This window comes from Terrabacter sp. 2RAF25, assembly GCF_052115265.1.
Taxonomy (GTDB): Bacteria; Actinomycetota; Actinomycetes; order Actinomycetales; family Dermatophilaceae; genus Terrabacter.
Map to the genome: position 1 here is coordinate 136,289 of NZ_JBFRGJ010000003.1, position 25,620 is coordinate 161,908.

The window sequence follows — 25,620 nt, forward strand, 5'->3', positions numbered from 1 at the left end:
AGAGGATCGCGGCATGGGGCGCGGCTCTCTGCGGATCTACCTCGGCGCGGCGCCGGGCGTGGGCAAGACCGTCGCCATGCTCGACGAGGCGCACCGCCGTCGCGAACGCGGCACGGACGTCGTCGTGGGCTACGTCGAGAGCCACGGGCGGCCGCACACCGAGTCATTGGTCAGCGGCCTCGAGGTGGTGCCGCGGCGGCAGGTCAGCCACCGCGGTGCCGCGCTGACCGAGCTCGACGTGGCAGCCGTGCTCGCGCGACGGCCGCAGGTCGTGCTGATCGACGAGCTCGCGCACACGAACGTCGGCGACGGCGCCGACGCTCCCCGTCACGCCAAGCGCTGGGAAGACGTCGAGCAGATCCTCGACGCCGGCATCGACGTCATCTCGACCGTCAACATCCAGCACCTCGAGTCGCTCAACGACGTCGCCTTCTCCATCACCGGGGTGCGCCAGCAGGAGACCGTCCCCGACGAGGTCGTGCGTCGGGCCGAGCAGGTGCAGCTCGTCGACATGTCGCCCGAGGCGCTTCGCCGGCGCATGGCCCACGGCAACGTCTACGGCCCCGACAAGGTCGACGCCGCGCTCGCCAACTACTTCCGCGTGGGCAACCTCTCTGCGCTGCGCGAGATCGCCCTGCTCTGGCTCGCCGACCGCGTCGACGAGGCGCTCGAGCGCTACCGCGCCGACCAGGGCATCCACGACCCGTGGCCGACCCGCGAGCGCGTCGTCGTCGCGTTGACCGGGGGCGCCGGGAGCGAGACCCTCCTGCGCCGTGGCGCCCGCATCGCCACACGCGCGGCCGGCGGCGACCTCATCGCCTGCCACGTTCGCTCGGCCGAGGGGCTCGCGCCCGGCGACCCGGCCGCGATCACCCGTCTCCGTCGCCTCGCCCGCGACCTCGGGGCCGAGTTCCACGACGTCTCGGGCAGCGACGTCGCAGAGGCCATCCTCGACCATGCCCGCGGCGTCAACGCGACCCAGATCGTGGTCGGCGTCAGCCGCCGCAGCCGCTGGCAACAGCTCCTGCGGCCCGGAGTGGCGTCCGCCGTCGCCGACGGCTCGGGCGACATCGACGTGCACCTCGTGTCCCACGAGGGGTCGAGGGTGGCCCACCGGCGTGCCCGTGCAGCAGGGTTGCCCGCGCGTCGGGTCGTCGCCGGTCTCGTCCTCGCCGTGATCGCTCTCGTCGCCCTCACCGGCGTGCTCGTGGCGACGCGCGAGGGCCACACCCTCTCGCTCGACCTGCTCCTCTACCTGGCTCTCACGGTCGTCTGCGCCCTCGTCGGCGGCATCTGGCCGGCGCTCTTCTGCGCCGTCGTGGGCTCGCTCGCCGTGAACTGGTTCTTCACCGAGCCCCGCGGCACGCTCACGATCAGCGACCCGCCGAACGCGCTGGCCCTGGCCGTCTTCGTCCTCGTCGCGATGGCGGTCTCGTCGGTGGTGAACCTCGCCGCGCGCCGGGCCGAGCAGGCCGTGTCGGCCGAGCGCGAGTCGGCGGCGCTGGCCGCGCTCAGCCGCGACCTGCTCGCCGAGCCGCGCCCTCTGCCCGCCCTGCTCCACCGCGCCCGCGACGACCTCGGGATGCGTGCCGTGGTGCTCACCGAGGCGCGTGCCGGCGACGGGACCCCCGTCGTCGTCGCCTCCACGGACCCCGCGCACGCGGTGGGTGCACCGCTACCGACGGTCGACGACTGGGCCCTCGACGTCACGGTCGACGACGGCGTGCACCTGCTCCTCGACGGCCCGCCGCTGGCGGCGGAGGACCAGCGCGTCGTCGAGGCGTACGCCGCACACGCGACGATCCTGCACGGCCGGGAGCAGCTCGTGCGGGCCGCACGCGAGGCGGCCGGGCTCGCCCGCGACAGCGCCGCACGCACGACCCTGCTCGCAGCCGTCTCCCACGACCTGCGCACACCGCTCGCGAGCATCAAGGCAGGCGTCTCCACGCTGCGCCAGACCGGCCTCACCCTGCCACCCGACGACGAGGCCGAGCTTCTCGAGTCGGTCGAGGACTCCGCCGACCGGCTCGACGCACTGATCGGCAACCTGCTCGACCTCTCGCGGCTCGAGACGGGCACGGTCCGTCCACACAGCCACTCGGTCGACCTGCTCGACGCCGTCGTGTCGACGGTCCGAACCACGAGCACTCCGTCGCGTGTCGACATCGACCTCGAGCCCGACCTCCCGCTCGTGCGTGTCGACCTGGGGCTCTTCGACCGCGTGCTCGCCAACGTCGTCGAGAACGCCTTGCGCCACAGCGGGTCCGCCGACGTGCGGGTGACCGCGGGTCGCATCGGCGACACGGTGCAGCTGCGAGTGGTCGATCGCGGGCCAGGGGTCGACGACGCCGACAAGGACCGCATCTTCGCCGCGTTCCAGCGCCTCGGTGACGCCCCGCGGGGCGACGGGCTCGGTCTGGGCCTCGCCGTCGCGCGCGGTCTCATGAACGTGATGGGCGGGGCACTCGTGCCAGAGGACACCCCGGGCGGCGGGCTGACGATGGTGCTCGAGCTGCCTGTCGCCGTCTCGTCTGCGGCCTCTGCCGACGCCGCAGGCGAAGCTCCGAGTGCCGCACCGCCGACCCCCGCCGACGCCGACACCGTCGGCGGGCACACCGAGCCGGACCGACCACTGACGACGGAGGAGGACGCGTGACCCGAGTGCTCGTCGTCGACGACGACCCGCGCCTGCAACGCACCCTGGCCATCGCCCTGCGCGCCCACGGCCACGAGGTCGTGACGGCGGGCGACGGGCGCACCGCGCTGCAGTCGGTCGCCGAGGACTCGCCCGACGTCGTCATCCTCGACCTCGGTCTGCCCGACCTCGACGGCACCGAGGTGCTGCGACGCATCCGCTCCGCGTCGGTGGTGCCCGTCATCGTGCTGTCGGCCCGGCACGAGTCCGACGACAAGATCGAGGCCCTCGACCTCGGCGCCGACGACTACGTCACCAAGCCCTTCGGCGTCGAGGAGCTGCTCGCGCGGGTGCGGGCCGCCCTCCGTCGTGGCAGCACGCCGGGCCAGCACCTCGAACCGATGACCACCGACCACTTCCGCCTCGACTTCGCCGAGCGGCGCGCGACCGTCGCCGGCGCCGACGTGCGCCTCACCCCCACCGAGTGGCGGCTGCTCGAGGCCCTCTGCCGCGAGCCCGGTCACCTCGTCTCGCAGCAGGACCTGCTCCGCGCCGTGTGGGGTCCGTCCTACGGCCGGGAGTCGAACTACCTACGCGTCTACGCCAACCAGCTGCGACGCAAGCTCGAACCCGACCCGGGCAACCCGCGCCACCTGGTCACCGAGCCCGGCCTGGGCTACCGCTTCACCCCCTGACCCTCACCCGTCGAAAGGCCAAAGTTTGCGGCCACCCCCACGTCGAGTGGCCACGTCTTGAACGTCCATCGAGGTCAAGAGGCCAGACTCTGCGACCGGGCAACCACGAACTTTGGCCACTCGACGGTGCAGGACTCGCGAACTTTGGCCTCTCGACGGTTGGAGTTGGAGGTGGGGGTGGGGGTGGGGGTGGGGCCGGGGGGGTGCGTCAGTAGCGCTCGCGGCCGCCGCGGTCGGTGAGGTTCCAGGCGTCCTCGGACTCCTCGTCGTCCTCGTCGACGGTGCGCGTCATGTCGCCGGGTGTCCACCTCGCGGCGGGCATCGCCTGCGTGCTGTCGCCGTCGTAGTCGTCGCCGGACTCACGACGCTCGCCGCGCTCAGCGACGAGCGACGCGGTGCGTCGTGGCATCGCAGTCGCGTCGGCATCGTCCGGGTCGCCGGCCGTGTCGTCGCCGTGTGCCGTGCCACCGTCGGAGTCCTCGTCGACGACGTCGACCGGCGATGCGGCATACGGACCGTCGTCGGTCGGCGGCTCGTCGACGACGGGGTGCGGCACCTCGTCGCCGCGCAGCAGGGCCAGTGTCTGCGGCAGGTCGTCGGGTCGCACGAGCACGTCGCGCGCCTTGGAGCCCTCGCTGGGCCCGACGACCCCGCGCGACTCGAGCAGGTCCATCAGGCGGCCGGCCTTGGCGAAGCCGACGCGCAGCTTGCGCTGGAGCATCGACGTCGAGCCGAACTGGGTCGTGACGACGAGCTCGGTGGCCTGGAGCAGCACGTCGAGGTCGTCGCCGATGTCGTCGTCGATCTGCTTCTTTGGGGCCGCGACGGTGACGTTCTCGACGTAGTTCGGCTTGAGCTGCGTCGTGACGAACTTGACGACCTCGTGGATCTCGGACTCGTTGACCCACGCGCCCTGCACACGCATCGGCTTGCTCGCGCCCATCGGGAGGAAGAGCGCGTCACCCTGACCGATGAGCTTCTCGGCACCGGGCTGGTCGAGCACGACGCGCGAGTCAGCGAGGGAGCTCGTCGCGAAGGCCATGCGCGAGGGCACGTTGGCCTTGATGAGGCCGGTGACGACGTCGACCGACGGACGCTGCGTGGCGAGGACGAGGTGGATGCCGGCCGCGCGTGCGAGCTGCGTGATGCGCACGACCGACTCCTCGACGTCGCGCGGGGCGACCATCATGAGGTCGGCGAGCTCGTCGACGACGACGAGCAGGTACGGGTAGGTCGTGATCTGGCGCTCGGAGCCGGCCAGCGGCTTGACCTTGCCGGCGCGCACCGCCTTGTTGAAGTCGTCGACGTGCTTGAACCCGAACGCGGCGAGGTCGTCGTAGCGCTGGTCCATCTCCTTGACGACCCACGCGAGGGCCTCGGCGGCCTTCTTGGGGTTGGTGATGATGGGCGTGATGAGGTGCGGGATGCCTTCGTATGCCGTCAGCTCGACGCGCTTCGGGTCGACGAGGATGAGGCGCACCTCTTCGGGCGTCGAGCGCATGAGGATCGAGGTGATCATCGAGTTCACGAAGCTCGACTTGCCGGAGCCGGTGGCGCCGGCGACGAGCAGGTGCGGCATCTTCGCGAGGTTGGCGATGACGTACGCGCCCTCGACGTCCTTGCCGACGCCCATGACCATCGGGTGCTCGTTGGTTCGGGCCGTGTTGCTGCGCAGCACGTCGCCGAGCGAGACGTTCTCGCGGTCGAGGTTGGGGATCTCGATGCCGATGGCCGACTTGCCCGGGATGGGGCTGAGGATGCGCACGTCGGCCGAGGCGACGGCATACGCGATGTTCTTGGAGAGGGCGGTGACGCGCTCGACCTTGGTGCCCGAGCCGAGCTCGACCTCGTAGCGCGTGACGGTCGGTCCACGGGTGAACCCGGTGACGGCGGCGTCGATGTCGAACTGGTCGAAGACGTTGGTCAGCGACTCGACGACGCGGTCGTTGGTCTCGCTGCGGGTCTTGTGCGGCGGCCCGGGCGTCAGCATCGAGTGGTCGGGCAGCTGGTAGGTGATGTCGCCGCCGAGGCTCAGCTGCTCGACGCGGGCAGGCAGGTCGGACATGGGCGGCGGGATGAGCTCGGCCTTGGGCCCCACCTTGCTCGTGTCGGGGGCACCGAGTGTCTTCGGGTCGGTCGCGTCGATGGCCTTCTCGCCGGACGGCCGCGGCGCCAGCACGCCCGGAGCGGTCGGGCGCTTCTCGCCGGGACGCAGGCGCGTGGTCGGCTCGTCGTCGTCGGCGCCCTTCTGCGCGGCCTGACGGAAGGCCTCGTCGCCGTCGCGGTCGGACAGGTCGACGGCCTTGCGCCGCGCCCGCTTGACCGCGGCTGCCGGTGCGTCGTCGCCGGCGTGGGGCTCGACGTCGGTGTCGTGGTGGCCCCGGTCGATGACGAGTGCCTTGAGCTGACGCAGGCGCGCCGGGATCAGGTTGACGGGCGTCGCCGTGATGACGAGCAGGCCGAAGATGCCCAGCAGGACCAGCAGCACGAGCGCGCCGTAGGGCGACACGGCGGCCGCGAGGGGGCTCGAGGCGAGGAAGCCGAGGATGCCGCCGGCGGCGCGCATGCCGTCGGCCCCGTCTGGCGGGTTGGGGATGCCGTCGGCCAGGTGCGCGAGACCGCAGGCGGCGAAGGTGAGCGCGACGGTGCCGACGACGATGCGGTTGGTCGTCGCCTCGTCCTGGGGGGCGCGGAGCATGCGGAGGCCGAGGGCCAGCAGGACGAGCGGGACGGCATACGCGACCCGGCCGAACGTGCCCGCGAAGATCGCGTGGACGACCTGGCCGAACGAACCGGCGACGCCCCACCACTCGCGGGCCGCGACGACGACGGCGAGGGCGAGCAGTGCGAAGCCGATGCCGTCGCGGCGGTGCTCGGGCTCGAGGTCGGCGGCGCTGTGGCCGACGCGTCGGACCGCTCCCCCGGCCATGTGCGAGACACCCATCCAGGTGCTCCGCATGGCGCTGAGCGGGAAGGGGAGCCCGCCGTCACGGGTCTTGGAGGCGGCCTTCGCCGGCGGCTTGCGCGCGGCAGGCTTGCGCTGCGCGGGGCGGGTCGAGCGGGCAGCGGGTGGGCGTGACGAGGCGCTGCCGGTCGCCCCCTTGGCGCGGGTGGCCGCGGCGGTGCTCGAGCGCTGGCTGCTGGACGGACGTGACCCCATGGTCGCACCGTACGTCAAGGCACCTCTGAACTCACGCGTCACACGCGCAACAGGGCACATCGGCACGACGGCAGCCGGGGTTCCCGGAAGGGGCGCTGACACCAAGATCACCCTGTCGCCACCGGCCCGCCTGGTCGACGACGCGTCTCAGATGCCGACACCTGTGGACCGGAGGGTGGACACACAGCGAGCGCCCGCCTATCTTCGATGCCAGGTCATGAGTGCCAGTGACAAGCCCCGGCTCGCTGGCCAGCAACCCTCCTCCGCGGTGGGGTGCTCCGGGTGACGACCAGGTCGACCCCGATGAGCTCGTGTGATCCGGGTCGGCAAGCGCGGACCTGCATCCGGTGGGTCCCTGGCCCCTGGAGCACTCCCATGTCGGTTCTTCCCAGCACCTCACTCTGTGGTGGCACCCCCGCCCCCATCGTCCGGACGCGCGCGCTGCACGTCGTCCCCGAGGCCGCCTCCTTGCCGGCGGTCGTCGGCGCGGGGCTCCGCGTCCCGACGCTGCGCGGCGACACGGCATACGCGAACCTCGACCACGCCGCCTCGACGCCCGCGCTCGAGACCGTCAAGGCCGCCGTCGACCGGGCCCTGGTGACGTACTCCTCCGTGCACCGGGGGGCCGGCTTCGCCTCACGCCTGACGAGCGCCTGGTACGAGCAGGCCCGCGCCGAGGTGGCCGCGTTCGTCGGCGCCCGCGAAGACGACTCGGTCATCTTCACGCGTACGACCACCGACTCGTGGGCGCTGCTGAGCAAGGCGTTGCCGAGTCGCACGACCGTCTTCGTCTTCGGCACCGAGCACCACTCGACCCTGCTGCCCTGGGGGCGGTTCCGCACCGTGCGCCTGCCGGTGCCGCAGACGGTCGAGGACGCGCACGCCCTGCTCGAGGAGGCCCTCGACGACCACCCGTCGCGCCACCGCCTCGTCGTGCTCACGGCTGCCTCGAACGTCACGGGCGAGGTGTGGCCCGTCGAGCGCTTCGCGGCGCTGGCCCACGCCCACGGCGCCCGCATCGCCGTCGACGCCGCCCAGCTCTCGGCCCACCGCACCATCGACCTCGCGGGCTGGGACGCCGACTACGTCGCCTTCTCGGGCCACAAGACGTACGCCCCTTACGGCACAGGCGTGCTGGCCGGGCGCTCCGACTGGCTCGACGCCGGCAACCCCTACCTGCTCGGCGGCGGCGCGACGCGCTCGGTCACCGAGGAGGGCACGACGTGGGCCACCGGCCCCGCCCGCCACGAGGGCGGCAGCCCCAACGTGATCGGCGCGATCGCCCTCGCCGCCGCGTGTGCGACGATCAGCCGCCACCGCGAGGTCATCGAGGCCCACGAGGCGCAGCTGCTCGAGCGCCTGAGCGCCGGCCTCGACGAGGTCCCCGGCGTCGAGGTGCTCTCCATCTTCGGCGAGGGCCACGACCGCGTCGGCGTCGTCGCGTTCACCATCGACGGCTGGGACTCCTCGCTCGTCTCGCAGGTGCTCTCGGTAGAGCATGGCATCGGAGTGCGCGACGGCAAGTTCTGCGCCCACCTGCTCGTCGACGAGCTCCTCGACGACCCGTGGGGCGAGAGGTCGGGCACCGCCGTTCGCGCGAGCATCGGTCTCGGCTCGACGCTCGAGGGCGTCGAGCGTCTCGTCTCGGCCGTCGCGGGGCTCGTGGAGCACGGCCCGTCGGCCGACTGGACGCTGTCCGACTCGGGATGGGCCGTCGACGGCCCCGACCCACGCGACGTCGAGGTCGAGCGTCCCTGGTGACCTTCGGTCGGCGACCTGGCCACCCTGCCGGGGCCGGGGCCGGGCCCGGCCGGCCGACTGACCTGGCCCCGGTGCGCTCAGCGCTTCGGTAGCGAGTAGCTGGCCCAGACCGCGGCGTGGTCAGCCCGGTTGATCGCGACCTGCCCGGCGGAGACGACAGTCAGGCCGCGACTCAGCAGGTGGTCGAGCTGCACGAAGGCCGGGAGACGGTTGCCTGCGAAAGGCCAGGTGCGCACCCAGCCCTGGCCGTCGGTGCGTTGCGCGTCCTCGAGCCCCTGGGCGAGGTCTCTCAGGCCGGGGTGCCCGTAGTCCGCGTTGAAGTCACCGGCCATCACGACGAGCTCGTCGCCGTCGAGGCGCTCCTTCCAGGTCTGGAGCGCCCTCAGCCCGGCGCGCCACTCGACGGTGTCACCACGCAGGGGCGCTGTCGGGTGCGCGACCTTGAGGCGCACGGTCCCGTTCGGCGCCGTGACGTCGAGCTCCGGCTGGGCGCTCGGGGTGTCCTCGACCGCAGGGTCGGTGCCGGCGTTGCGCACCGAGAGCGGATAGCGCGAGAGGACCAGCGTGCCGGTGAAGGTGCCGGGACGGGCCACACCCTCGCGCTGGTTGAAGTAGTCGCCCGCCCCCTCGGCGTCGAGCCGCTGGACCAGGGCGGGGGTCGCCTCGACGAGCACGAGCACGTCGACGGCGTGGAACCGCACGGCATCCATGAGCTGGTTCGCGTTGGCCGAGCCGATCCAGACGTTGGCCGACATCACCGTGAGGTCAGGGTCGGCCTTGGGCGTGGACGAGGCCCGGAACGAGGGAGCGGCCACCGCGATCGCCACGGCCAGTGCCACGACGACCGGGAGCGCCATCGCCCACCGGCGCAGCACCAGGGCCGCCACGGTGAGCAGCGCCAGACCGATGAGCACGAAGGGACCAGCGGTCTGCAGAACGACGACGAGGTATGCCGTCGAGTCGACCCAGCGCAGCGCACCGACCCCGGCCAGGGCGAGCAGCACGACGGCGATCGCGACGTCGAGCCATCGCCGCCGGCCCCACCGCCGCGGCCGCTCCGGGGCCGTCGCCGACGAGGGGTCGGCGCCGTCGCGGCCGCCCGCCGGGCTCACACCGTCGACCTGCTGGACCGTCACCTCAGGCCTGCAGCACGACCGGGATGATCATCGGCCGGCGACGGATCTTGCCACCGACCCACGAGCCGACGGTCCGGCGGATGACCTGCTGGAGCTGCTGGTCGTCGCGCACGCCGTTGGCCACGGCCTCCTCGATGGCCCGCTCCACCTTCGGGATGACCTGCTGGAAGATCTCCTCGTCCTCGACGAAGCCGCGGGCCGTGATCTCGGGACCGCTCGCGATCTTGCCGGTCGCTGCGTCGAGCACCACGATGCACGTGATGAAGCCCTCGTCACGCAGGATGCGGCGGTCCTTGAGCAGTGCCTCGTCGGCACCGCCGACGCTGCTGCCGTCGACGTAGACGTAGCCGCACTCGACGACACCGGCGACCGACGCCTGGCCGTCGACCAGGTCGACGACGACGCCGTCCTCGGCCAGCACGACGTTGTCGGGGTGGACGCCCGACTGGATCGCGAGCTGCGCGTTGGCGTACATGTGTCGCCACTCGCCGTGGACCGGCAGGACGTTGCGCGGCTTGACGATGTTGTAGCAGTAGAGGAGCTCGCCGGCGCTGGCGTGGCCGGAGACGTGCACCTTCGCGTTGCCCTTGTGCACGACATTGGCACCGAGACGCATGAGGCCGTTGATGATGCGGTAGACGGCGTTCTCGTTGCCCGGGATGAGGCTGCTGGCGAGCAGCACCGTGTCGCCGGGACCCACGTCGATGCGGTGGTCACGGTTGGCCATCCGCGACAGCGCCGCCATCGGCTCGCCCTGCGAGCCGGTGCAGATGAGGACGAGCTGGTCGTCGCGCAGGCTGTCGATCTTCTTGATGTCGATGAGGATGCCGTCGGGCACCTTGAGGTAGCCGAGCTCGGAGGCGATGCCCATGTTGCGCACCATGGAGCGGCCGACCATGGCCACCTTGCGGCCGGCCTTCTCGGCGGCGTCGAGCACCTGCTGGACGCGGTGCACGTGGCTGCTGAAGCAGGCGACGATGATGCGCCGCTCGGCGTGACGGAAGACCTTGTCGATGGCCGGCGCGATCTCGAGCTCGGGGGTGGTGAAGCCGGGCACGTCGGCGTTGGTCGAGTCGGTGAGGAAGAGGTCGACGCCCTCCTCGCCGAGGCGGGCGAAGGCACGCAGGTCGGTGAGGCGGCCGTCGAGCGGCAGCTGGTCCATCTTGAAGTCGCCGGTGTGCAGCAGCGTGCCTGCCTCCGTGCGCACGAACACGGCCAGCGCGTCGGGGATCGAGTGGTTGACCGCGACGAACTCCAGGTCGAAGACGCCGAGGCGCTCGCGCTGGCCCTCCTTGACCGCCATGGAGTACGGCCGGATGCGGTGCTCCTTGAGCTTGGCCTCGACCAGGGCGAGGGTCAGCGTCGAGCCGATGAGCGGGATGTCGCCCTTGAGCTTCAGCAGGTACGGGACCGCGCCGATGTGGTCCTCGTGGCCGTGCGTGAGGACGATCGCCTCGATGTCGTCGAGGCGGTCCTCGATGTAGCTGAAGTCCGGGAGGATGAGGTCGACGCCCGGGTGGTGGTCCTCCGGGAAGAGGACGCCGCAGTCGATGACCAGGAGCTTGCCCTTGGTCTCGAGGACGGCCATGTTGCGTCCGACCTCGCCGAGCCCACCGAGTGCGACGACCCGCAGGCCATTGTCGGGAAGGGCGCGTGGTGTGGTCAGCTCGGGGTGGGGATGGCTCACAGGTGTCCTGTCGTTGGGTGGTGCGCCCGGGCCGACGTGGGCTCCGGGCAGAGGTCAGGCGGCGGTCATTCGACCGCCGAGATGGCGTCACGCACGAGCGCGGTCTGGGCGTCGTCGGCCTCGACGAGCGGCAGCCGGACGACCGGTGAGGCGATGACGCCCTGGAGGGCGAGACCGGCCTTGGCCATGATCGCGCCCTGGGTGACGTTCATGACGGCGTTGACGAGGGGCGTGAGGCGGCGGTGCACCGCGCGGGCGTCGTCCCAGCGCCCCTCGACGACGGCATCGGCCATCTCGCGGTATGCCGTGGGAGCCACCTGTGAGGTGACGCCGACGAAGCCCACGGCCCCGTTGGCGAAGTGGCCGAGGTTCATCGCGTCGTCGCCGGAGTACCAGTCGAGCCCGGTCTCCTGCATCATCTCGCTGGCGAACCAGAGGTCGCCACGGGCGTCCTTGACCGCCGCGATGCGCTCGTGCTCGGCGATGCGCAGGTAGGTCTCACGCGCGATGGCGATTCCTGACCGCCCGGGGATGTCGTAGACCATGACCGGCAGGTCGCTTGCGTCGGCGATCGCCGTGAAGTGCGCGACCAGCCCAGCCTGGGGCGGCTTGTTGTAGTAGGGCGTCACGGCGAGCACCGCGTCGGCCCCGGCCTTCTGCGCCATCCGCACGGACTCCAGGCTCTTGGCGGTGTCGTTGCTCCCGGCCCCGGCGATGATGACGCAGCGATCGCCCACGGCCTCGACGACCGCCCTGAGCAGCTCGTCCTTCTCGGCCGCCGACGTCGTCGGCGACTCGCCGGTCGTGCCGGAGACGACGAGGCCGTCGTGTCCGGCGTCGACGAGGTGCGTCGCGAGGCGCTGCGCCGCGTCGAGGTCGAGCGAGCCGTCGGTCCGCATGGGTGTGACGATCGCCGAGAGAACACGTCCGAGGGCGGGTGCGTCAGCCATGGGCCCAAGGTTAGCGCTCCGTGCTGCGCGCCTTCGCGTGCGCCCACGTGCGCGCGTCACGGGCGGTCACACGCTCTCGAGGGACGTCCGGGGGCGAACGCAGAGGCGAGGCACTACTCGCTCGGGGGTCCGAGTAGTGCCTCGCCACCCCCTACATCGCGGTCGCGCCGGAGGCGTTACAGCCGGGCCGAACTTTCTTTCACGAAGTTCCGGGACGGCCGGAAGATCGCTCGTAGGTCACCCAAGCGAAGCCGTCGTGAGCCTCCCGGAAGGTCTCCGTGAAGACATCCCGGTCGATGTCGGGGAAGGTGACCGAGCCCTCGGGTGACTGGTCGACCTCGGTGACGAGGAGTCGGGCGGCATACGGCATCGCGAGGCGGTAGAGCTCTCCCCCGCCGACGACGAAGACCTCGCCCTCGCCGGCGACGCGGTCGAGAGCCTGCTCGAGCGAGTGGGCGACCTCGACACCGTCGTGGCTCCACTCGGGGCTGCGCGTGACCACGATGCTGCGCCGACCCGGCAGCACGCCCATCGAGTCGAAGGTTCGCCGACCCATCACCATGGGGTGGCCCATCGTCGTGCGCTTGAAGAACCGGAGGTCCTCGGACAGGTGCCACGGCATGGTCAGCCCGTCGCCGATCACGCCGTTGCGCCCGACGGCGGCGATCATCGTCACGTTCGGGCGCACGTCGGTCATGCCGCCAAGGCTCCCAGACCTGCCGTGCTCAGACGGCGATGGGTGCCCTGATGCCGGGCTCGGCCACGTAGTCGACCAGCTCGAAGTCGTCGAGGTCGAAGTCGTCGATGTTCGTCTTGCCGGGTGTGATGCGCATCGTCGGGAGCGCGTGCGGCGTGCGGCTCAGCTGCAGGCGTGCCTGCTCGAGGTGGTTGAGGTAGAGGTGCGCGTCGCCCAGGGTGTGCACGAACTCCCCCGGCTCGAGGTCGGTCAGCTGGGCGACCATCTGCGTCAGCAGCGCGTAGCTGGCGATGTTGAACGGCACGCCGAGGAAGATGTCTGCGCTGCGCTGGTAGAGCTGGCACGAGAGCCGGCGGCGACCGTCAGCTGCGGGCGGCGAGACGTAGAACTGGAACATCGTGTGGCACGGCGGCAGGGCCATGTCGTCGACGTCGGCGACGTTCCATGCCGAGACGATGAGCCGGCGGCTGTCGGGGTTGGTGCGGATCTGCTCGATCACCTTGGCGATCTGGTCGACCCGGCGGCCGTCGGGGGTCGGCCAGGACCGCCACTGGTAGCCGTAGATGGGGCCGAGATCGCCCGTGGCCGGGTCGGCCCACTCGTCCCAGATCGAGATGCCGCGCTCCTGCAGCCAGTGCACGTTGGTGTCGCCGCGGAGGAACCACAGCAGCTCGCCGATGATCGAGCGCAGGTGCAGCTTCTTCGTCGTCATGGCCGGGAAGCCGTCGGCGAGGTCGAAGCGCATCTGGTGCCCGAAGACGCTGAGCGTCCCGGTGCCGGTCCGGTCGGACTTCTCCTGGCCATGGGTCAGGACGTGGTCGAGGAGGTCGAGGTACTGCCGCACGTCGGGAAGCGTAACCCGCTGCACCCACTCCGCCTCGGTTCGAGGTATCAGCGCGTCCCATGTGACGCGCTGATACCTCGAACCGGCGGTCGGTCAGGCGGTGTGGGCGTCGGCGGCGGGGTGGTCCGCGCAGAGCTGGTCGGCGACGGCGCGGGCGGCGGCGCGGCCCGCCCGGTTCGCACCGATCGTCGAGGCCGACGGGCCGTAGCCGACGAAGTGGATGCGGGGGTCGGCGGTCGAGGTCGTGAAGGTGTGCCGGTCGTAGGGCGCCCGGAGCCGTATGCCGCCGTGCGGGCTCCGGAGGTGGAGCGGCGCGAGGTGCCCGACGGTCGGGCGGAACCCGGTCGCCCAGAGGATCACGTCGGCGGGCTCGAACGACCCGTCGGCCCACCGCACGCCTTGGGGCTCGACGCGCGCGAACATCGGGCGACGGTGGTACGCCCCGAGCGCGGCTGCACGCGACTCCTGAGGACGTAGGAGCAGCCCGGTCACGCTGACGACGCTCTGCGGCGCCAGTCCGCGCGCGACCCGCTCCTCGACCAGCGCTACCGCCTGTCGCCCCGCGTCTTCGGTGAACGGCCCTGTGCGCCAGACCGGCTCGCGTCGGGTCACCCAGGTCGTGTGCGCCACCGGGGCGAGCTCGCCGATTATCTGCACGGCCGAGGCGCCACCGCCGACGACGACCACCCGGAGCCCCGAGAGCGCGTCGGGTCCGGCGTAGTCGGCGGTGTGCAGCTGGCGCCCACGGAAGGTCTCGATGCCCGGGTAGTGGGGCCGGAACGGGCTCTCCCACGTGCCGGTCGCGTTGACGACGGAGCGCGCCAGCCACGTCCCCCGGCTTGTCTCCACCCGGAGCAGTCCGTCGCGGGCGTCGTCCACCGGCGCCACGCCTCGCACGCCGACCGGTCGCTCCACCGGCAGGCCGAAGTACCCCTCGTAGGCGGCGAAGTACGCCGGGACCACGACGTTCGCCCGGGCGCCCTCGTCCACCTCGCCCAACGGCATACCGGGGAGGTCTGCGACTCCGTGGACGTCGCGCATGGTGAGGCTGTCCCAGCGGTGCTGCCACGCGCCGCCGGGGACGTCGTTGGCGTCGAGCACCACGAAGGAGCCGACCCCCAGCCGCTGGAGGTGGTACGCCGCCGACAGCCCGGCCTGACCGGCACCGATCACGACCGTGTCGACGACCTCTTCACCCATGCTCGTTGAACGCTCAACGAGCCGACGCTCTTCCCGTCCTCAGCCACCGAGGGCGGAGTCGAGGAAGCCACCCACCCGCCGGACCCACTCCTGCGGGGACGCGGCGAGTGCGGCCGTGTGTCCGCCCGGCGCGACCCAGACCGCGACGTCGTGCGGCGAGGCCGCCGCGATCGCGTCGGCAGCCTCCTTCTCGTCCGGCCTGTCTGCGGCGGCGACGAGCAGGACGGGCCGGGGCGCCGCTCGCGCGACCGACTCGCGGAGCGTTCCGGGCGGGCTGGCCGGCGTCAGGAGGTCGGCGAGGGCGTACGTGAGCCGGTCGAGCTGAACCTGCACCCAGCCGCGCGCCCCGTGACGATCCACCAGCCAGTCGCGGTCGGCCGCCACCCGGTGGGTCGCCCCCTCCGCGACCACGGCGCGGATGCGGCGGTCGGACGCCAGCGCGCCGATCGCCTCCTCGCCGCCCATCGACAGCCCGACCACGGCGATCCTGCCGTCGGTCACGTCGGGTCGGGACACGAGGCCGTCGACGGCGGCACGCACGTCGAGGTCACCCCACCAGCCGAAGTCCATGGCGCGACCGCCGCTGGCGCCGTGCCCTCGCGCGTCGACGAGCAGCACCCCGTAGCCACGCCCGGCCAGCACCCGTGCCCGGTCGAGCACGTCGGACCTCGTGGACCCCGCTCCGTGCAGCAGCACCACCGCGGCACCGTTCGACGACGGGACGTACCACCCCGCTAGGTCCACCCCGTCGGCGGTGCGCAGTCTCAGGTCCACGAAACCCAGCCCCACGTCGCGCGGGGTCGCGCCGAGCGTCCCCCTCGGCACGACCGTGGCGGCGACCGCCTGCCCCAGGGTGAGCAGCGCGAGGGCCACGAGCAGCAGGGTCGCCGGCACCATGGTCAGGCGCGTCGGCCACCCGTGACGCCGCCACACCGACCGGCTGAGCACCACGAGCAGCAGCAGTCCCGCCACGGTGAGGGCGACCGCGAGGACCGACGCGAGGGAGAGCCCGTGGGAGAGGTGGGGCAGCAGCCCGCCCCCGGCCGCGACCAGACCCGCGGCCACGAGCCAGAGGAGCAGCCTGCCGACGGACTCGGCGACCTTCGCGACCCGGCGGGTCATGGCTCGCGCGGCCACCGCTCACCCCCGCCGGCTTGCGTCGGCGGTGGACCGCTGTGTGGCTCCCACGTCCGGTTCTCAGGCGTCGTAGTCGAGCGAGACCTCGTCGGTGACCGGGTGGCTCTGGCAGGCGAGGACGATGCCGGCCGAGACCTCCTCGGGCTCGAGCGCGTAGTTGCGGTCCATCCGGACCTCGCCGGAGACGAGGCGCGCGCGACAGGTGCCGCAGACACCGTTGGTGCACGAGAACGGCGCATCGGGACGGGCCCGCAGCGTCGCGTCGAGGATGGTCTCCTCGCGACTCGGCATCGGGATCACCGTCGTGCGCCCGTCGAGGTTGACCGTGACGGTCGCCTCGGGCGGCGCGGAGTCGTCGACGACGACCTTGCGGCGCGGCTCGGTGCCGTCGTCGACGTGGAAGATCTCGTGGTGGATGTGGTGCCCGTCGACGCCCCGATCCTTGAGCAGCGCCTCGGCGCCCGTGACGAGGCCGAACGGTCCGCAGAGGTACCACTCGTCGACCGAGTCGACAGGCAGCAACGACGAGAAGATCGCGCTCAGACGCTCGGGATCGAGTCGGCCCGAGAAGAGCTCGACGTCCTGCGCCTCGCGCGATAGCACGTTGACGAGGTGGAAGCGCCCCGGGAAGCGGTTCTTGAGGTCCTCGAGCTCCTCGAGGAACATGATCGTGCTCGTGCGGCGGTTGCCGAAGAGGAGGGTCGCTCGCGACCCGGGCTCCTCCTCGAGCGCGCTGGTCAGCAGCGACAGCACGGGCGTGATGCCCGAGCCGGCCGCGATCGCGACGTGATGGCGTATGCCGTCGGGCTGGGTCGGGCAGGTGAACGAGCCGGCGGGCGTCATGACCTCGACGAGGTCGCCGGGCGAGACGCCCCCGTTGAGCCAGGTGGACATGCGGCCCTCGGGCACCTGTGCGGCGGCGACCCTGAGGTGGCGGCCCGTGGGGTCGGCGCGACGCGACTGGCAGATGGAGTAGGACTGGCGGACGTCCTGGCCCGCGATCGTGGCGCGCAGGGTCAGGTGCTGGCCCGGCTCGAACACGAACTCGTCGACGAGGTTCTCGGGCACCTCGAAGGTGACCGCGACCGCCTCCTCGGTGAGGCGCTCGACCGTGGAGACGGTGAGCGGGTGGAAGCGGGCACGGTGGCGCACGGCGGCTGGTCCGGCCGGGGCGGCGCCCTCGCCGGCGGTGGGCTGGGTGGTGACGTCGGTCATCAGATGGCCTTGAACTCGTCGAACGGCTCCAGGCACGCGTTGCAGCGGCGCAGGGCCTTGCACGCGGTCGAGCCGAAGTGGGCGATCTCGGTCGTGTCGGCGGAGCCGCACCGGGGGCAGGCGACGACGTGACGGGAGAGCGTCACCGCCACCGGGCCGCGGGTCTCCCCCGGCTCGACGGGCCCGGGCGGTGCGATGCCGAAGCGCTGCAGCGCGGCCTTGCCGTCGTCGGTCATCCAGTCGGTGGTCCACGGCGGCGACAGCTGCGTGCGAACGTCGGCCGCATAACCGTGGCGGTGTGCCTCGAAGGCGATGCGTGACGCGATGGCCTCCATCGCCGGGCACCCGCTGTAGGTCGGCGTGATGGTGACGACGACCGAGCGTGACGCCTCGTCGACCTCGACCGCCCGCAGGATGCCGAGGTCGGCGATGCTGATGACCGGCACCTCTGGATCAGGGATGCGTGAGATCGCCTCTGCGACAGCGGATTCCACCGCCAATGCAGTCACCACGTCGCGCCGGGGTGCGACCGCGCGATGTGCTGCATCTCGGCGAGGAGGTAGCCCATCGGCCGGGAGTGCACGCCCGACCGGCCCCCGCGCGAACGCCAGGACGACCCGTCGGGCAGGGACAGCGTCGCCTCCGAGACGACGGCCTTCACCCGCGCGACGACGGGGTCGTGCAGGGCCGACGGCCGCACACCCGCGCCGAGCCCGGCCGCCTGCACCGAGGCCTCGTCGTCGTCGAACAGCTCTGCGAGATAGGGCAGCACGCGCTCGAGAGCAGCCTGCATGCGCCGCTTCGACTCGTCGGTGCCGTCACCGAGGCGCACGACCCACAGCGACGCGTGGTCGAGGTGGTAGCGCACCTCCTTGAGCGCCTTGCCCGCCACACCGGCCACGACGTCGTCGGTGGAGCCGGTGAGGGCAGCGTGCAGCTCGACCTGGTAGGCGGAGAACCACAACAGCCGCGCCATCTCGTCGGCGAAGTCGCCCCGCTCCTGCTCGACGAGGTGGACGTTGTGCCATTCGCGCTCGTCGCGCACCATCGCGAAGTCGTCCTCGCCGCGGCCGGTGCCGTCGATGGACCCGACGTAGGGGTAGAGGCCGCGCGCCTGGCCGAGCAGGTCCAGGGCGATGTTGCCGAGCGCCATGTCCTCCTCGATCTGGGGGGCGTTGGTCATCCACTCCCCCAGCCGCTGGGCGTAGACCATCGCGTCGTCGGCCAGACCCAGCAGGTATGCCGCATACGGCTTCGTGCCACCGGAGTTCTCGGAGCGAGGCGGAGAGCTGTGTGGGGTGGTCACAGGTACTCGACATCCTCGGGCACGTCGTAGAACGTCGGGTGCCGGTAGATCTTGTCGGCGGCCGGGTCGAAGAAGGAGTCCTTCTCGGTCGGGCTGCTCGCGGTGACGTCGTCGGCGCGCACGACCCAGATCGAGACGCCCTCCTGGCGGCGGGTGTAGACGTCGCGAGCGTTGCGCAGCGCGAACGTCGCATCGGGAGCGTGGAGCGAGCCGACGTGGACGTGCGAGAGCCCTCGCTTGCCACGGACGAACACCTCCCAGAGCGGCCAGCTCCTCTCGAAGGCCCTCTCGGGTGCTTCGGTCACGCGGCACTCTCCTTCTGCTTGTCACGGGTCGCCTGCTTGGCGGCGTACGCGTTGGCTGCCTCACGCACCCAGGCGCCCTCCTCGTGGGCCCTGCGCCGGTGCGTGATCCGCTCGGCGTTGCACGGGCCGTCGCCGCGCAGGACCTGCCAGAACTCGTCCCAGTCGATCTCGCCGAAGTCGTAGTGACCGCGCTCGTCGTTCCAGCGCAGCTCGGGGTCGGGCAGCACGATGCCGAGCTTCTCGGCCTGCGGCACCATCATGTCGACGAACTTCTGGCGCAGGTCGTCGTTGGCGAAGCGCTTGATGCCCCAGGCCATCGACTGCTCGGTGTGGCCGCCGCCCTTGGCCGCCTCACCGGTGTCGGGTGGCCCGAACATGGCGAGCGCCGGCCACCACCAGCGGTTGGCGGCGTCCTGCGCCATCGCCTGCTGCGCCTCGGTGCCGCGCATCAGGTTCCAGAGGATCTCGAACCCCTGGCGCTGGTGGAAGCTCTCCTCCTTGCACACGCGGATCATGGCGCGCGCGTACGGCCCGTAGGAGCAGCGGCACAGCGGCACCTGGTTCATGATCGCCGCGCCGTCGACGAGCCAGCCGATGGCTCCGCAGTCGGCCCACGTCAGCGTCGGGTAGTTGAAGATCGAGGAGTACTTCTGGCGGCCGTCGTGGAGGCGCTCGAGCAGCTCCTGCCGGTCGATGCCGAGGGTCTCCGCGGCGCTGTAGAGGTAGAGGCCGTGGCCCGCCTCGTCCTGCACCTTGGCGATGAGGATGGCCTTGCGCCGCAGGCTCGGGGCCCGGGTGATCCAGTTGCCCTCGGGCTGCATCCCGATGATCTCGGAGTGCGCGTGCTGGGCGATCTGCCGGATGAGCGTCTCGCGGTACTTCTCCGGCATCGCGTCGCGCGGCTCGATGCGCTGGTCGGCGGCGATGAGGGCGTCGAAGTCGTTCCCGACGGCGTCCGACCCGTCGCGCTGGTCGTCGTGCGCCGCCGCCGCGTCGTAGGCGTGGGTCTCGGCCGCATTGAGCGGTTCGTTCGGGTCGATGACGTCGTTGCCATACATGCGTCCAGTATGCGAGATGGGCGGCCACGCTGCCAAAGCCGGGCGCGTCGTGGGCACGGGTCGGGCCCTCCCGCCCGAACTGAGAGGATGCCGGAGTGGCACACGATCACGAGCACGCACCTGACCACGCACACGCGCACGACCACGAGCGCGGGCCCGTCGCCGACGCGAGCGTCCGGGTGGCTCGGGCGTCGGACGCGCCGGCCGTGGGCCTCGTGCAGGCCGTCGTCTTCCGTGAGGCGTATGCCGGCGTGCTCGCTCCCGAGATCGTCGACGCGTTCGAGCCACGACCCTTCGCCAACGCCTGGCGGGCCACCCTCGAGGGCGAGCAGTCGAGCGACGGCGTCCTGCTCGTCGCCTGCGCCGGAGAGCAGGTCGTCGGCTTCGCCGCGGTGGGAGCCTCGGACGACGCCGATGCCGGTCCAGGCACGGCGGAGCTGCTCGTGCTCGGCGTGCACCCCGACGCCCGCCGCCAGGGCCACGGATCACGCCTGCTCCACGCGGTCGTCGACACCGCCCGGGCCCGGGGCCGCGAGGAGCTCGCGGCCTGGGTCCTCGCAGGCGATGACGCCACGCGGACCTTTCTCACCGACGCCGGGATGGTCACGGACGGCGCGCACCGTGAGCGCGTGGTCGGCGAGGACGGCGCGACGGCCCGGGAGCTGAGGCTGAGCGCCTCCGTGGCGCCGGAGTGAGCCGGCAGGTCGACGACGAGCGACTCGAGGACCTCGACCCGGGCCAGCGCCGGCTCGTCGTCCGGGAGGCGCTGTCGGTGGGTGTCGCGACCGGCGCCTACGGCATCAGCTTCGGTGCCCTCGCCGTCGCCGCCGGACTCGACGTCTGGCAGGCCGTGGCGCTGTCGCTGCTGATGTTCACCGGCGGCTCGCAGTTCGCCTTCATCGGCATCGTCTCGGGTGGCCTGAACGCCGCTCCCGCCGCCATCGCGGCGTCTTCCCTGCTCGGGGTGCGCAACGGCCTCTACGCCCTCGAGCTCACCCAGCTGCTCGGGGTCCGCGGTCTGCGGCGCCTCGGTGCGGCACACCTGACGATCGACGAGTCGACGGCCGTGGCGGTCTCGCAGGACGCGGTGCGCGCCTCGCGGCTCGGCTTCTGGCTCACCGGGGTGTCGGTCTTCGTCCTCTGGAACCTCACGACGCTGGGTGGCGCCCTTCTCGGCAACCGGCTCGGCGACCCCCGCGCCTACGGCCTCGACGCCGCGGCCTGCGCGGCCTTCACGGCCCTGCTCTGGCCGCGGCTGCGCAGCCGCGACGCGGTGGCCGTCGGCGCGCTCGCCGCCGTCGTCGCCGTCGTCCTCTGGCCGAGCCTGCCGGCCGGCGTCCCCGTGCTCGCCGCGGCGTTCGCGGCGCTGCTCGCCTGGCGAGCCCCTGGCGGCAGCGCCGGAGCGCCGACGCCCGGTGCGCAGGCGACGGAGGTCCGCGGGCCGCGGAACGGCGGTGCCGCGTGACGATGTGGGTGGCGGTCCTCATGGCCGCGGTGATCGCCTTCGGGCTCAAGCTCGCCGGCTACCTGGTGCCGGCGAGCATCCTCGACGACCCCCGGGTCCAGCGGGTCACCGCGGCCCTGCCGATCGCCCTGCTCGCCGCGCTCATCGCGACGCAGACGCTCACGCGAACGGACGGGTCGCTGACGGTCGACGCCAGGCTGGCCGCCGTCGGGGTGGCCGTCGTGGCGCTGGTGCTGCGAGCACCGTTCATCGTCGTCGTCGTGCTCGGCGCCGGCACGGCAGCTCTTCTTCGCCATCTCGGCTGGGGCTGACCGGTGGCCGACGCCGACGACGTACGCCGCCTGGCCCTGGCGCTGCCCGAGGTCCAGGAGATCCCGAGCGACGGCTTCGACTTCCGGGTCGGTGGGCACGGCTTCGTCTGGTCCTATCCCGAACGGCGACCCGGCCAACGCCGGCTCATCCGCACCGACGTCGCGGTGCTCTACGTCGGTGACGAGGCGGAGAAGCAGGCGCTCGTCCTCGGCGAGCCGGACCTCTTCTTCACCACACCCGCCTACGACGGCTCGCCGCTCGTCATGGTGTGGCTCGAGCGGGTCGAGCCGGAACGTCTCGCGGAGCTCGTCACCGATGCCTGGCGCATGCGGGCGCCCGACGACGTACGCGCCCTGCTCGACGGCCGGGGCGACTGAGCTCTCGGTCCGGCGGACACAGGAAGTGCGCCCGTCGGCGGCGTCACTCGTGTGGCACCCCTGCCCGGTGCGGGCTTGGTGTGTCGCCGGGGCCGGTCCCGTCGTCCCCGACGAGCGACGTCAGGCCTCGGTGTCGGCGGTGTCGGCGGTGTCGGCGGTGTGAGCTGCGTGCTCGCGGTGGGCGGCGTGGGCGGCGCAGACGGGCCGCAGCGGCCGCCCGGGCAGGTCCTCGCGGTTGGCGACCCGGCTGGTCGGCTCACCACACACCGAGCACGCGGCCAGGTCGACGGCCTCGTCGGAGAACGGGACAGTCATGCGCCCGTCGAAGACGTAGAGGTGGCCCTCCCACAGTCCGCGGTCGCCCCGCTGCTCGCCGTAGCGCACGATGCCGCCGTCGAGCTGGTAGACCTCGTCGAAGCCGCGTGAGCGCATGAGGCTGGTGAGCACCTCGCAGCGGATGCCTCCCGTGCAGTAGGTGACGACCGGCCGTCCCTTGAGGTCGTCCCACCGCCCGGAGTCGAGCTCACGGACGAATTGGGCCGTGCTGCGGACGTCGGGCACGACGGCGCCGCGGAAACGCCCCACCTCAGCCTCGACGGCGTTGCGACCGTCGAGCAGCACCACCTCGTCGCCCCGCTCGGCGACGAGCGTGTCCAGCTCGTCCGGGCTCAGGCGCCAGCCGCCGCCGACCACGCCGTGCTCGTCGACGACGACCTCGTCGGGCACGCCGAACGACACGATCTCCTCGCGCGCCTTGACGACGAGCCGGGGGAAGTCGAGGCTCCGACCCTGTGCGTCGAGCCCTGACCCGTCGCTCCACCTCACGTCGATGTCGTGGAACGGTGCGTACTCCCGGGTCTTGCGGACGTACGTCTTGAGCACCGTCACGTCGCCGCCGACAGTCGCGTTGATCCCGTGACGGGACAGCAGGATCCGCCCCCGCAGGCCCAGGCCTTCGCAGAGGTCGCGCTGCCACAGGCGCAGCGCCTCCGGGTCGGCGATGGGCCGGAACGCGTAGAAGAGGACGACCTTGGGGATGGCCACTCGGACCCCCTCAGGTGAGGCCGATGTAGTGCTCGAGACCGACCGTGAGCCCGGGGTGGTCACCGACCGCGCGGACGGCCGCGATGACCCCGGGCATGAAGCTGCTGCGGTCGAAGGAGTCGTGGCGCAGCGTCAGCATCTCGCCCGCGTTGCCGAGCAGGACCTCCTGGTGGGCGGTGAGACCACGCAGGCGCACGGAGTGCACGGGTATGCCGTCGACCGTGGCCCCGCGGGCCCCGTCGGGGTCGTGGGTGGTCGCGTCGGGCACGGCCGGACAGCCGGCCTCGGACCGTGCCCGTCCGATCATGGCCGCCGTGCGGGCTGCGGTGCCGGACGGCGCGTCGACCTTGGCCGGATGGTGCAGCTCGATGACCTCGACCGACTCGAAGAAGGGGGCGGCCTTGGCGGCGAAGGACATCAGCAGCAGCGCGCCGATCGCGAAGTTGGGTGCGATGAGCACACCCACGCCTGCCCCGGTTGCCCCCGGGGGTGCATCGCTGAGCTGCCGCCGCAGCGCGTCGAGCCGCCCCTCGTCCCAGCCGGTCGTGCCGACGACGACGTGGATGCCGCGCTCGACGCAGTGGGCCACGTTCGCCGGTGAGGCGTCGGGGACGGTGAGCTCGACAGCGACCTCCGCGCCGCCGAGGTCGCCGAGATCGTCCTTCGAGCCGTACGCACCGACGAGGGTGAGCCCCTGGTCCGCCTCGACGGCGCGCACCGCCTCGGCGCCCATCCGGCCTCGCGCGCCGATGACGGCGACCTTGAGCTGGCGCTGCGCCTGTCGTGTCGTGTCGGTCGAGTCGGTCGTTTCGGTCACCGGGCCAGCCTAACGAGGACCCCGCCCCACGCAGGAACCCTGTCCGACGGCATACGGACTCGTCGGTCACAGGACTCCGCCGACCTGGCGCAGCAGGCGCACACTGGAAGAACGGAGGAAGTGGTCTGCATGCCCGAATCGTCACGCTACCAATGGATTTCGTCCCGGCTTCGACACCTGGCCCTCATCCCGCTCGCCGCCATCGCAGTTGTGCTGGGACTCCTCGTCGCGCCAGGTGCGCCGGGCACCCCGACCGCGTCGGCCGCGGTGCTCTTCGGGCAGGACATCTCCTGGCCGCAGTGTCCCTCGACGTTCCCGCCGGTCTCGACCCAGTTCGTCGTCATCGGCCTGACCAACGGGCTTCCCTTCACCGAGAACCCGTGTGTCGCAAGCCAGGCAGGGTGGGCACGAGGACTGGCAAAGCCGACCCACGCGTACACGATGGCCGGCTTCCCGACCGCGGCCCAGCTCACCGCGTACGCCTCGAGCGGTCCCTGGGCGGCCAGCAGCAGGGCAGGCCGCCTGTCGAACGTCGGCTACGCCGAGTCGAGCTACGCGGCCGCCACCATCCGGCGCGTCGCCGGCTGGCAGCCCCGGATGGTGTGGATCGACGTCGAGCCGCGCGACACCGCGCCGCGGAGGCAGCCCTGGCCGTCGAGCACGACCGCCCAGCGGGTCGAGAACCGCTACGTCATCGAGGGCATCATGCGTGGCCTGCACGACTCCGGACTCTCCTACGGCCTCTACGCCAACGCGACCGGCTGGCAGTCGATCACGGGGTCGTGGTGGCTGCCGGGCGTCCCGGTGTGGGCGACGGCCGGCACGCTGGACTACCCGACCGAGGCGCTCGACCGGTGCACCCAACCGAGCTTCTCGGGGGGCCGGGTGTACCTCGCACAGTGGTGGGACGCCGGGTCGGACCTCGACCGCACGTGCGGCACCTACGACCTCGCCACGCTGCCCCTGCCCGCGTCCACCCTCACCGCGTCCACCGCCGACTTCAACGGGGACTGGCGCGGCGACGTCATCGCGCGTTGGACGTCCGGGGCCCTGAAGCTCTACGCCGGGGACGGCCGCGGGAGCCACGCGGCCGGCATCACGATCGGCTCGAACTGGAGCGCCTACAACGTGCTCGAGACGGTCGGCGACCTCAGCGGCGACGGCAGCCCGGACGTCGTCGTGCGGCAACGCACGAATGGCTACCTGTGGATGTTCCGGGGCACCGGGAAGGGCGCCTTCATCGCGCCCGCCATCCTGCTCGGCACCGGCTGGAACGTCATGAACGCCGTCGTCGGACCCGGCGACCTCAACGGCGACCAGCGGGTCGACCTGCTGGCGCGCCAGGCGTCCACGGGCGAGCTCTTCCTCTACCCCGGCAACGGTCGCGGAGGGCTGGGTCCGAGGGTGCGCGTCGCGACCGGCTGGAACCGCTACGACCTGCTCGTGCCGGTCGGTGACGTCAGCGCCGACGGCAGGCCGGACCTCATGGCGCGAGAGCGGGCGACGGGCTACCTGTGGCTGCTCGTCGGCACCGGCAGGGGCGGCTTCGGGGCGCCGGTGCGGGTCGGGGCGGGCTGGAACCAGTTCACCGCCGTCATGTCGCCGGGAGACTTCACCAGTGACCGGGTCGGCGACCTCCTGGCTCGCAACGCCGCCGGCCAGCTGTTCCTCTACCCCCGGACGGCGACGAACGGATGGTCGACCCCGCGCCTGGTCAGCACAGGTTGGAACATCGCGAACGCGATCTTCTGACGGCGCACGACGGAGCGGCCCGCCACCCGCGTAGGGGTGACGGGCCGCTCCGGATCCGTTTGGGACC

23 protein-coding genes and 1 riboswitch are annotated in these 25,620 nt (G+C 72.0%); of the genes, 8 read left to right on the forward strand and 15 right to left on the reverse strand.

The window, feature by feature from the left end; translation table 11 throughout:
* Positions 1-13: 13 nt before the first annotated feature.
* Together AB4091_RS09600 and AB4091_RS09605 are read left to right on the forward strand one after the other, a co-directional pair.
* The gene (locus AB4091_RS09600) at positions 14-2,656 is read left to right on the forward strand and encodes a DUF4118 domain-containing protein (protein WP_442291522.1); all 2,643 of its coding nucleotides are present in this window, start codon (positions 14-16) and stop codon (positions 2,654-2,656) included.
* A complete protein-coding gene (locus AB4091_RS09605; protein WP_442291523.1) occupies positions 2,653-3,330 on the forward strand; it encodes a response regulator transcription factor in 678 nt (225 codons plus the stop codon). The genes AB4091_RS09600 and AB4091_RS09605 overlap by 4 nt, the downstream gene beginning before the upstream one ends.
* Before the next feature lie 208 nt (positions 3,331-3,538).
* On the opposite strand, the gene AB4091_RS09610 is transcribed toward AB4091_RS09605, so the two are convergent.
* Positions 3,539-6,490, reverse strand: coding sequence for a DNA translocase FtsK 4TM domain-containing protein (locus AB4091_RS09610; RefSeq protein ID WP_442291524.1), 2,952 nt, complete (start codon positions 6,488-6,490; stop codon positions 3,539-3,541).
* A gap of 213 nt (positions 6,491-6,703) precedes the next feature.
* A riboswitch (SAM riboswitch) is annotated at positions 6,704-6,829 on the forward strand.
* Positions 6,830-6,865: 36 nt separating this feature from the next.
* On the opposite strand from AB4091_RS09610, the gene AB4091_RS09615 reads away from it, so the two are divergent.
* Positions 6,866-8,251: an aminotransferase class V-fold PLP-dependent enzyme gene (locus AB4091_RS09615; protein WP_442291525.1), complete on the forward strand. Its 1,386-nt coding sequence runs from the start codon at positions 6,866-6,868 to the stop codon at positions 8,249-8,251.
* A 77-nt stretch (positions 8,252-8,328) separates the two neighbouring features.
* Here the strand turns inward: AB4091_RS09615 and AB4091_RS09620 are convergent, their stop codons facing one another.
* The 12 genes from AB4091_RS09620 to paaA all read right to left on the reverse strand — a co-directional run bounded on the left by AB4091_RS09620 (position 8,329) and on the right by paaA (position 19,786).
* Positions 8,329-9,387 carry an endonuclease/exonuclease/phosphatase family protein gene (locus AB4091_RS09620; protein ID WP_442291526.1) on the reverse strand — a complete coding sequence of 353 codons (1,059 nt, stop codon included), beginning with the start codon at positions 9,385-9,387 and terminating at the stop codon, positions 8,329-8,331.
* A 1-nt stretch (position 9,388) separates the two neighbouring features.
* Positions 9,389-11,074, reverse strand: a complete 1,686-nt coding sequence (locus AB4091_RS09625) for a ribonuclease J (RefSeq protein ID WP_442291527.1) — start codon at positions 11,072-11,074, stop codon at positions 9,389-9,391.
* Between the two features lie 65 nt (positions 11,075-11,139).
* Entirely contained in the window at positions 11,140-12,024 is an 885-nt protein-coding gene (dapA, locus tag AB4091_RS09630) for a 4-hydroxy-tetrahydrodipicolinate synthase (RefSeq protein ID WP_442291528.1), read from the reverse strand.
* A gap of 199 nt (positions 12,025-12,223) precedes the next feature.
* Entirely contained in the window at positions 12,224-12,721 is a 498-nt protein-coding gene (locus AB4091_RS09635) for a dihydrofolate reductase (protein WP_442291529.1), read from the reverse strand.
* 28 nt (positions 12,722-12,749) lie between these two features.
* Positions 12,750-13,565, reverse strand: a complete 816-nt coding sequence (locus tag AB4091_RS09640; RefSeq protein WP_442291530.1) for a thymidylate synthase — start codon at positions 13,563-13,565, stop codon at positions 12,750-12,752.
* A gap of 93 nt (positions 13,566-13,658) precedes the next feature.
* Positions 13,659-14,765, reverse strand: a complete 1,107-nt coding sequence (locus AB4091_RS09645; protein ID WP_442291531.1) for an FAD-dependent oxidoreductase — start codon at positions 14,763-14,765, stop codon at positions 13,659-13,661.
* A gap of 39 nt (positions 14,766-14,804) precedes the next feature.
* Complete coding sequence (locus AB4091_RS09650) at positions 14,805-15,902, reverse strand: alpha/beta hydrolase (protein ID WP_442291532.1); 1,098 nt, start codon at positions 15,900-15,902, stop codon at positions 14,805-14,807.
* A 60-nt stretch (positions 15,903-15,962) separates the two neighbouring features.
* Complete coding sequence (gene paaE / locus AB4091_RS09655; protein ID WP_442291533.1) at positions 15,963-17,117, reverse strand: 1,2-phenylacetyl-CoA epoxidase subunit PaaE; 1,155 nt, start codon at positions 17,115-17,117, stop codon at positions 15,963-15,965.
* Positions 17,117-17,611, reverse strand: coding sequence for a 1,2-phenylacetyl-CoA epoxidase subunit PaaD (gene paaD / locus AB4091_RS09660; RefSeq protein WP_442291534.1), 495 nt, complete (start codon positions 17,609-17,611; stop codon positions 17,117-17,119). The genes paaE and paaD overlap by 1 nt, the downstream gene beginning before the upstream one ends.
* 11 nt (positions 17,612-17,622) lie before the next feature.
* Positions 17,623-18,423, reverse strand: a complete 801-nt coding sequence (gene paaC / locus AB4091_RS09665) for a 1,2-phenylacetyl-CoA epoxidase subunit PaaC (RefSeq protein ID WP_442291535.1) — start codon at positions 18,421-18,423, stop codon at positions 17,623-17,625.
* Positions 18,420-18,728, reverse strand: a complete 309-nt coding sequence (paaB, locus tag AB4091_RS09670; protein ID WP_442291536.1) for a 1,2-phenylacetyl-CoA epoxidase subunit PaaB — start codon at positions 18,726-18,728, stop codon at positions 18,420-18,422. The genes paaC and paaB overlap by 4 nt, the downstream gene beginning before the upstream one ends.
* Positions 18,725-19,786 (reverse strand): 1,2-phenylacetyl-CoA epoxidase subunit PaaA, encoded by a 1,062-nt coding sequence (gene paaA, locus AB4091_RS09675; protein ID WP_442291537.1) that lies wholly within the window; start codon positions 19,784-19,786, stop codon positions 18,725-18,727. Before paaA ends, paaB begins: the two co-directional genes overlap by 4 nt.
* 95 nt (positions 19,787-19,881) lie before the next feature.
* On the opposite strand from paaA, the gene AB4091_RS09680 reads away from it, so the two are divergent.
* The 4 genes from AB4091_RS09680 to AB4091_RS09695 are packed head-to-tail and all read left to right on the forward strand — an operon-like array spanning position 19,882 to position 21,940.
* A complete protein-coding gene (locus tag AB4091_RS09680; protein ID WP_442291538.1) occupies positions 19,882-20,481 on the forward strand; it encodes a GNAT family N-acetyltransferase in 600 nt (199 codons plus the stop codon).
* On the forward strand, positions 20,478-21,251 hold the full coding sequence (locus AB4091_RS09685; protein WP_442291539.1) for an AzlC family ABC transporter permease: 774 nt from the start codon (positions 20,478-20,480) through the stop codon (positions 21,249-21,251). The genes AB4091_RS09680 and AB4091_RS09685 overlap by 4 nt, the downstream gene beginning before the upstream one ends.
* Positions 21,248-21,562, forward strand: coding sequence for an AzlD domain-containing protein (locus tag AB4091_RS09690; protein WP_442291540.1), 315 nt, complete (start codon positions 21,248-21,250; stop codon positions 21,560-21,562). The genes AB4091_RS09685 and AB4091_RS09690 overlap by 4 nt, the downstream gene beginning before the upstream one ends.
* 3 nt (positions 21,563-21,565) lie before the next feature.
* Entirely contained in the window at positions 21,566-21,940 is a 375-nt protein-coding gene (locus AB4091_RS09695) for an MmcQ/YjbR family DNA-binding protein (protein ID WP_442291541.1), read from the forward strand.
* A gap of 120 nt (positions 21,941-22,060) precedes the next feature.
* On the opposite strand, the gene trhO is transcribed toward AB4091_RS09695, so the two are convergent.
* Positions 22,061-22,984 (reverse strand): oxygen-dependent tRNA uridine(34) hydroxylase TrhO, encoded by a 924-nt coding sequence (gene trhO, locus AB4091_RS09700; protein ID WP_442291542.1) that lies wholly within the window; start codon positions 22,982-22,984, stop codon positions 22,061-22,063.
* A 10-nt stretch (positions 22,985-22,994) separates the two neighbouring features.
* On the reverse strand, positions 22,995-23,801 hold the full coding sequence (gene dapB, locus AB4091_RS09705) for a 4-hydroxy-tetrahydrodipicolinate reductase (protein WP_442291543.1): 807 nt from the start codon (positions 23,799-23,801) through the stop codon (positions 22,995-22,997).
* Between the two features lie 129 nt (positions 23,802-23,930).
* On the opposite strand from dapB, the gene AB4091_RS09710 reads away from it, so the two are divergent.
* Complete coding sequence (locus AB4091_RS09710) at positions 23,931-25,553, forward strand: FG-GAP-like repeat-containing protein (protein ID WP_442291544.1); 1,623 nt, start codon at positions 23,931-23,933, stop codon at positions 25,551-25,553.
* Positions 25,554-25,620 lie beyond the last annotated feature (67 nt).